Origin of the sequence: Undibacterium sp. GrIS 1.2, from assembly GCF_040544435.1 — a bacterium.
In the GTDB taxonomy this organism is placed as follows: Bacteria; Pseudomonadota; Gammaproteobacteria; order Burkholderiales; family Burkholderiaceae_D; genus Undibacterium.
This window is the reverse complement of the sequence record NZ_JBEONP010000093.1, coordinates 1-8553: the sequence shown is the minus strand read 5'-3', so window position 1 is coordinate 8553 and position 8553 is coordinate 1. Positions and strand designations below refer to the sequence as shown.

The 8553-nt window shown below is 48.3% G+C and carries 5 protein-coding genes and 1 pseudogene; 1 reads left to right on the top strand and 5 read right to left on the bottom strand.

Translation table 11 applies throughout. The annotated features are described in order from the left end of the window. Positions 1-131, top strand: a pseudogene (locus tag AAKU61_RS21425) (ATP-binding protein); the annotation flags it as partial. Here the strand turns inward: AAKU61_RS21425 and AAKU61_RS21420 are convergent. The 5 genes from AAKU61_RS21420 to imuA all read right to left on the bottom strand — a co-directional run bounded on the left by AAKU61_RS21420 (position 98) and on the right by imuA (position 8227). After that, positions 98-805 carry an SOS response-associated peptidase gene (locus tag AAKU61_RS21420; RefSeq protein WP_354335555.1) on the bottom strand — a complete coding sequence of 236 codons (708 nt, stop codon included), beginning with the start codon at positions 803-805 and terminating at the stop codon, positions 98-100. The pseudogene AAKU61_RS21425 and the gene AAKU61_RS21420 overlap by 34 nt on opposite strands. Before the next feature lie 108 nt (positions 806-913). Beyond that, entirely contained in the window at positions 914-2569 is a 1656-nt protein-coding gene (locus AAKU61_RS21415) for a methyl-accepting chemotaxis protein (RefSeq protein ID WP_354335553.1), read from the bottom strand. Positions 2570-2934: 365 nt separating this feature from the next. Continuing rightward, positions 2935-6078: an error-prone DNA polymerase gene (locus tag AAKU61_RS21410; protein WP_354335551.1), complete on the bottom strand. Its 3144-nt coding sequence runs from the start codon at positions 6076-6078 to the stop codon at positions 2935-2937. A 6-nt stretch (positions 6079-6084) separates the two neighbouring features. After that, complete coding sequence (locus AAKU61_RS21405) at positions 6085-7554, bottom strand: Y-family DNA polymerase (protein ID WP_354335549.1); 1470 nt, start codon at positions 7552-7554, stop codon at positions 6085-6087. Continuing rightward, positions 7487-8227: a translesion DNA synthesis-associated protein ImuA gene (imuA, locus tag AAKU61_RS21400; protein ID WP_354335547.1), complete on the bottom strand. Its 741-nt coding sequence runs from the start codon at positions 8225-8227 to the stop codon at positions 7487-7489. The genes AAKU61_RS21405 and imuA overlap by 68 nt, the downstream gene beginning before the upstream one ends. Between the last annotated feature and the right edge of the window lie 326 nt (positions 8228-8553).

The following is an 8553-nucleotide window of genomic DNA, read 5'->3' as shown; positions in this document are numbered from 1 at the left end:
GCCTTATGCAGATGGATTTGGTGATCTTAGATGAGTTAGGTTACCTGCCATTCTCACAGGTGGGTGGTGCGTTACTGTTCCATTTACTGTCTAAAAGCTATGCGAATAAATCAAAATTAGGATTAGCTAACGCATTAGCACTTGACGCCTTTTTGATTATCGCTACTTTCTTAGGTTTAGGAGCAGGTGCTGCTGTCATCAACTCAGCATCAAAACCCTGCAAATAAGTTCTTGCAAATTCAGGATCAGTACACCCAAGCCAATCGTCATATTCACTTCTCGGGATGATTACAAGCTGGCGCTTCTCTTCCCCGGTTTTATGGAATCGCCTCATCAACGAGTGTTCATCGGCATTGATTGTCAGTTGGGTAAATGCATAAGCTGTGGTGCCGTCTACTTCTTCCCATTCCCGGTAGATACCGGCGACTGCAAAGGGGGACTCGTCTCTCATACCTATAGACCAGCGTATGTGCTCGCCAGCCTCATAATTTGGCTCGAAGAATTGCTTCATTGGTACTAAACAAAACTGGCAGGTTTTCCAATATTGTTTGTAGGTGCGCAGAGATCCAACTGTATCCGACCGTGCATTCATCGTAGAAAGTTGAAGTCCTGGCGGCATAAATCGTCTGGGAATCATCCCATAGTTTGCGACGACACCTTGACGTGCGTCGCTTGTCCCTTTGATGATGATTGGTCCCAAATAATCACGATAAAGTTCTTCGTTCCACTCTGCGTGTTGATCAAAGACGGTATCGAATTCATTTGCTAAGGTTTGTTTTGAGACCGTGACATAGTTGACGCACACGATAGCCCTTTCATTTTCAATGTGAAATCAATGCATATTTGAATGAAATGGGCCGCTCGGTAGCGTGGCAAATATGCCTTCGATTACAGTCTTCGCCACACGGCAGAGTTATTTCCTCAGTTTCAAGGCAGGTTTTTGTTGCAACACCGTCATGCGCGGCGCGCGCTGTACGTGTTGCTCGATGGCTCGACTTAGTTTAAAAATAGCGACATGCTCTGATAAAGTAGTGGCCTGAGTTTGCAGATTTGCTGCAGCACTGGCTGCTTCTTCAACCATTGCGGCGTTTTGCTGAGTCACTTGATCCATTTCACTGATTGCATGGTGTACTTCATCGATCCCGCTGCTTTGCTGATCGCTGGCCAGCATAATTTCGCCCATGATATCGGTCACTTTTTTAACGCTACCAACAATCTCTTCCATCGTGCTACCAGCCTCGCTGACTAATTTACTACCCATTTCAACTTTCTCGACCGAATCGCCAATCAGAGTCTTGATTTCTTTGGCGGCAGCGGCGCTGCGTTGCGCGAGATTGCGTACTTCGCTCGCAACGACGGCAAATCCGCGACCCTGTTCACCGGCGCGTGCTGCTTCGACCGCGGCATTCAGGGCGAGAATATTAGTCTGAAAGGCAATACCGTCAATCACACCAATAATATCGACGATTTTTTTGGCGGAACTGTTGATCGATTCCATGGTATCTACCACCCGTGCAACGACGGTACCACCTTTGACTGCGACTTCCGAAGCAGATAGAGCAAGTTGGTTTGCCTGCTTGGCATTTTCAGCGTTTTGTTTGACGGTGGATGTTAATTCTGTCATCGAGGCGGTGGTTTTCTCGAGTGCCATCGACTGATGCTCGGTACGGGACGAGAGCTCTTGATTCCCTGAGGCGATTTCTGACGAACCGTTATAAATCACATCGGTGGTGCTGCGAACCTGGCTGACGATATTAACCAAAGACTCACGCATATCGCGCATTGCCGCTAGTACGCTGTTTGTATCGTTAGGTGCGGTGTGAATTTCGACCGACAGATCTCCAGCAGCAATACTTTGCGCGATCGCACTCGCATCGCACGGCTCACCGCCCATAGCCGCCGTAATGGAACGAGCAATAAAGGTAGCGACTATGGCGCCAAGAAAAATTGCGCCCAGACACATCATCAGCATTAGCGTTTGAAAACCGTTGGCAGTGGAGCGTGCCGCAGCGGATTCAAACTTGTTTAAATTTTCCTCATAGTCAATTAGCTTGTTGATACGTGCCAACCACTCAACAAAGGCTGGTTTAGCTTCGGTCAGCAACAGCTGTTTGGCATTGTCGGCCTCGCCGGATTTGCGCTGCGCAATAACTTTGGCAATCAGCGGCATAGTACGAGCTTCTGTTTCTTTGATACTGGCCAGGATCTGTTTTTCGTCTGAGCTAATCTCTTTTGAGGCGGTAAAGATCTTGTCCAAGGGTCCGGCAGATTTTTCATAATCAGCCGATAGGCTGGTAATCCGATCAAGGACTATTTGCAATTCAGTATCGTTAGGTACCAGTACGACGTCACGCAGCGCGATAGCGCGGTCATGCACACTGCCACGAAAATTGATCGCATACCTTTGCTTGACGCTGTTAAAGTCACCAATCGTGATCAAGCCGCGCGAAATCGCGTTGACTTCGCCGACCCCAATAATCGTGACGATGATCAGTAAAATCAGAACTAATCCAAAACCGATCCAAAGTCTCGCTTTAACGGTAAGGCTACCTGCAGTATTCCAATTCATAATCCTGTTCCTAGTTCGTCTTGATAATCATGTAAGCTAATGCACTGGCCATAGTTTGCCCAAAGTAAAGTCTCGGTGAGCAAATAACAAAGTGGTTTAGCACTAATTGTCTTTGATTTGATCCTATCATTTTTTCGGGCACCAACCTCGCCAGAACAAGTTTCACTGTGTTTGATGAACCACAACAAAACCGTGACAAAACTTTCTTGAAGCAAACTGAGACCCAACCTATAGATGACTATTTTTGCAATGACTATCTGATTTGACCACGCTGATAGATGGCCTTTGTGTAGCTGCGATGTTGATTCACATGTAGTCTAAATTGTGCTGAAGTATTGAGATCATCTGGTCGTCAACACTATTCATCAATGGAAATCTCGACTAGCTACCGCCAATGAGGCAATCATCGGCGATAAATCGACTAAATACATGGCAACCAAATGACGCACGTTATTTTGATTTTGCCACTTGCCATAAACTCCCAGCATGGTTGCACCAAGCAGTATCGTGCGCTGTTTCTCCACCAGATCAGGCCAGCAAATGACATTGACAGTACCGTCCTCGTCTTCTAAGGTCACGAATACGACACCTTTAGCCGTCTGCGGTCGTTGCCTGACAGTGACGATGCCACAGCCTCTCGCCAGTCTGCCATCTTCATAGCCATTCAAGACGGCGCTCGACATCAGTCGCATTGACGTCAACTGATCGCGCAGTAGAGACAGGGGATGTCTTCCTAACGTTAATCCCGTATGCCGATAATCAGCAACAATACTTTGGGCTTCAGACGGTTCTTTCAATTGCAATACGTCTTCCACAATCGGTGCACTCCGTAACAGCCCTTTGCCGGGGACGCTAGCCACCGCATGCCATAAAGCTTGTCGCCGATTACCCACCAAACTGACCAAGGCATTCGCACCTGCCAGCGCCTGAAGATGTCCGGCATTTAAATTTGCTCGACCCGCCAGATCATTGGTATCGCTGAAAGGGCGAATGGCACGTGCCTCCACAATTCTAAATCCAGCATCTTGCTCTAATCCTCGAATATGATTGAGCCCAAGGCGTACTGCCATCGACTGTCCGACAGTAGGCTCTAACGATGCCTCCCAGGTGCTGATACACACATCTAACGGCCTTACCTCGACTTGATGGCGTTTCGCATCTTGTACCAAGGCGGATGGGGTATAAAATCCCATAGGCTGAGAATTCAATAGCGCAGCCAGAAAGGCGGCAGGCTCATGACACTTCAACCAACTGCTGGCATAGGCTAACAAGGCAAAGCTGGCGGCATGTGATTCGGGGAAACCATACTCTGCAAATCCCCGGATCTGACCGACAATCGAGCTAGCGAATTCTTCTGAGTAGCCGCGTTCGGCCATACCAGCCATGAGTTTGTCTTCAAACTGATCTAATCCTCCTTTACGTTTCCACGCAGCCATTGCTCGTCGCAAGCGATCTGCTTCACCCGCTGAGAATCCGGCTGCTACCATTGCAATTTGCATCACCTGTTCCTGAAAAATAGGTATACCCAATGTTCTTGATAAAACAGATTCCATGGCAGGACTGGGGTATTCAACCGGATCGATCCCTTGTCTACGGCGCAAATAAGGATGAATCATGCCACCCTGAATCGGTCCGGGTCGAATAATGGCAACCTCGATGACCAGATCATAGAATTGCCTTGGTCGGAGTCGAGGCAGCATCGACATCTGCGCTCGACTTTCAATCTGAAAGACACCAACGGTATCGGCCTGACAAATCATGTCGTAAGTTGCAGCGTCCTCAGCGGGAATATCATGTAATTCAAATCTTTCGCCACGTTGTTCTGATACGAGTTCTAAAGCGCGACGAATACAGCTCAACATTCCTAAAGCCAAAATATCGATTTTAAGTAGGCCCACCGCATCGAGATCGTCCTTGTCCCACTGAACAATAGAGCGGTTTGCCATTGCCGCGTTCTCTACGGGGACCAGCCTGGAGAGCTTGGTATGAGAAATCACAAAGCCACCCGGGTGTTGAGAAATATGTCGTGGAAACTTCATTAATTTATCGGCCAGTTCACACCATTTCTCTGCAATGGGAGAGTCTGGATCAAATCCGCAGGCACTTAACCGAGCGCGTAAATCCGAGCGTCCGCCCCAGCCATGACTGGCTTTCGCTACCTTCTCTACGACAGACAAATCGATACCGAGTGCTTTCCCCACATCACGTAAGACACTACGTGGGCGATAACTGATCACCACGGCTGTCAGCGCAGCACGCATACGACCGTATTTGTTATAGATGTACTGAATCACTTCCTCACGACGCTGATGCTCAAAATCGACATCAATATCCGGCGGTTCATTGCGTTCTTTGGAAATAAAGCGCTCAAATAATAAGGTGCCACGCGAAGGGTCGACCTCGGTAATCCCAAGGCAATAGCAAACACTGGAATTTGCTGCAGAGCCTCGTCCCTGGCAAAGAATATGCTGTGACCGGGCAAATCGAACGATGTCATATACCGTTAAAAAATAACTTTCATAGGACATTTCGGCAATGAGGTTAAGTTCGTGTTCCAGTTGCAATTGCACATTTCCAGGAATGCCCGCAGGAAAACGCCAATGTGCGCCAATGTAGGCCTCCTTCCTCAAGTAACTTGTCGCAGTTTCACCTTCTGGCACTACTTCATGCGGGTATTCATATTTGAGTTCGTCAAGGGAAAAATGACATTGGTCAGCTACCCGCACTGTTTCATCCAGAGCACTCCGTGGATATAAATTGGCTAGTCGTAATCGTGAGCGCAAATGCTGCTCCGCGTTCGGAGTGAGTTGATAGCCGCACTTGGCAACGGGAACGCCCAGTCGGATTGCGGTCATCGTATCCTGCAGAGGCTTGACAGAGCGTACATGCATACAGACGTCGCCAGTGGCGACAATGGGCAGACTAAATTCTTCAGAAATGGCGCTGACCAAGTCTTTATGCTTATCGTCTTGTGCGCGATGATGCAGCGTTAAGGCGATACGGGCACGACCCGGCGCGCAGGTCACTAACCAGGCAGCTTGACGTTCTAATTCTTCATAGGGACAGTTGTATCTTGGCACCAAGATCAACTGACAGTCCGGCATCCCGCGCAAATAAATCAGTTCACCGGTTGGGCTTGCAATATCGCAGGGTTGAATAAGATAAGACCCTTTCTCAGCACGCGTACGACCGACCGTAATGAGTTCAGATAGATTGCCGTATCCCTGTTTATTCATCGCCAGAATAATCAAATTAAACGGCGGACTATGATCTAAGGGAGTCACCTGCATTTGACTGCCGATTAGCAAGGATAGTCCCAGACGCTTAGCTTCGACATGGGCTTTGACCACGCCCGCTAAGGTGCATTCATCGGTAATAGCGAGTGACTGATAACCGAGTTCAAAGGCGCGCTGCACCAGGCTCTCTGGCGAAGACGCTCCGCGTAGAAAGGTGTAATGACTTAGACACTGCAGCTCGGCATAGGCCGGTAATTGGGATGGATTGGCCATAGCATCTCACGCGTATAGCCCGTGTAAATACCATTTGGCTTCTTGGGTTCGCTCAAGATAAATCCAATAACAACTGGTATCGCTGGCTTGCGCAACAAAGTAATCTCTTGCTGCGATCTGATCATCCCACCAACCAGCCTCGACCCGCTCAGGTCCTTTAATGATTTTTAGAGGCGAAATATAGAAAGGCCTCTCGTCACGCATGATCAGTGCGATTGGTTTATCTAATATCCAAAAAGGACGCTCCAGTAATTCAGTCTCGTCATCCAGTCTGATGGGCTTATCTGAGGCTGGCCCCCATGCGTTACAGACCTCAGGTCGGTAGTCATTCAGTGCGACTGGCGTTAATACGTTCTCTCGTCCTAATCTGGCCGTGAGCAATTCCAATAGTCGGTTGAAATTTGCCGGATTGCCGCCGGGTTCCGGAAACAAGGATTGCGTTGGCGCGATCATCGGCACGACTTGCTTCACATCCAGACGCAGCGCAATCACCGGAGCAATGAGTTCTACTCGTCCCAGTCGCTCTTTGAGCAAACGGATCAAATGCTCTTCGTGCCAGGCGGGTTCCGCCAGCATAATTTCTATCGTACTAGGATCAATCGCTGCACGTCCACGTTCATGCTCAAGGATGAGTACAAAGTGGGAAACCGCCTGTTGTAGCGAGACTAGCCAGCCAATGAGTTGCCCAATCAGTCGGACGGCCCCGTGTAACAAAGCATCAGCATGTTCGATTCGATCATATGTTTCTAGCCTTGCTGAGAAGGTGAGTGGAACTTTGATCCATTCAAATAATTCTGGTGCCTCGCCATAGGCACGACCTAACTCATTGAGTAATTGTTGATTGGTTCGGCGTACTAGGCCTGCGCGGGGTAGACGACGCAATGCGCCAAGATGATCAGCACCAATACCAGACAACCACTCTTCATGCACAGCAGCGGAAGGAAGAAGACGGCAAGGGAGTTGATCTAAACGCTTTTCTAATGTCCCCATTTTGATGGCACGTCGCCGTACCGAAAACAGACGTCGTTGTCGTGCCCGAGCCAGCAACCAAGAGCCCATCGCTGTTGGTGCAGTCCCTAGGATGGCAGTGAACCCTAGTCGCCGAATACTCTCACGTATCTTGTGACAAATGGCAAGGCGACCGCCGAACAAACGTAAGGTGGTAGTGACATCAAGGTGGATACAGAAATCAGCTGCGTGCGTGACCTCTGGCGTGAATTGCAGCAAGGCCATCGTCAGACACTCTAAGGCCAACTTCTCTTTAGTCGGGTTGCGGTCAAGTAGCAAGGTCGATGGCGCAATCGCTGAGACGCCACCAGAACGCATTCCGAGTCTCACGCCACTTTGAAGTGCTTCTTTGGATGCCACAATCACTTGTTCTTTGTCCATCACGACATAGGCGCCGGGATTAGACCAAGATGGACGAAGGGTCTCTAATGGTAGTAGCGGAAAATGTAGGCTTAACCAAAACCGCATGATTGTTGTCCAAAATTTGCTTAGGGGTAGGCATATCAGCCAAGGGAATAAAAAGAGCTTGTTCGGATTGTGGCCCTCGTCGTTTAATCAGGTTAAGAGCAACGCCACCAGTCGCGGGCCTGAGCGAAATCCGTAACGGTGACGGAGACGCTTCTCGCGCACTGGATATCGGTCGCATCAACCAAAACCAGGTATCCGTTGTCTGTGCAGCGAGATTCAAGCGGCGCAACGATTCAGCACGACAATTGGTTTGCCATAGAATCACTGCACCATAGCTGCCGTTTTTTAAAATCTGTTCAGTGGACCACAAAGCATCTGCTGTACTTTTAGCCTTAATCCAAAAAAGTCGCGAAGTATCAATTCCCCAGGATTGGCAAGCCATTCGTTGAGGTAAATACGGTGGTTGGATTAAGGCAATCTTTTGTGATTGAGATAATCTTGCTAAGATCGGTTTCAGCAACTGCATCTCCCCGATGCCCGATTGCTGAAGTAGGAGCTCAATTAAATTAGACCGTGGCCAACCTGCATTCGGTAACTCATGATCTAAGATCTCAAAGCCTGTGGTCAATGTCGAGGCTCTGCATACCGCCATTTCATTGGCGCGCCACACATCCGGAAACGACAAGGGAGACAAGCTCGCTTGCTGTTCTATGGATGGGTTGGCTTGAGACATGATGATCTTTGGACTGGTTGGAACAAAATTATTCAATAAATACTGTATATGCATTCAGTATAATTCAACCATTTTGAAAATGCACTGCTTTTAAAAATAAGGTGATCTCGCGTTCAAACGAGGTAATGAATAAATATAAACAGATAAAAATACGTCTACCGATTTCATTTTTATCATCGGTTGATTGTGAGAACTTACAACGTAATTCAAAAAATACCTAGAATTAACCCCTGCATATAACAGTCACTATCAAACTCCAAGGTAAACAGATAAACTGTATGCATATACAGTTAAAAATCTCTACCTCCCGCAATGAAGCAAGTCTT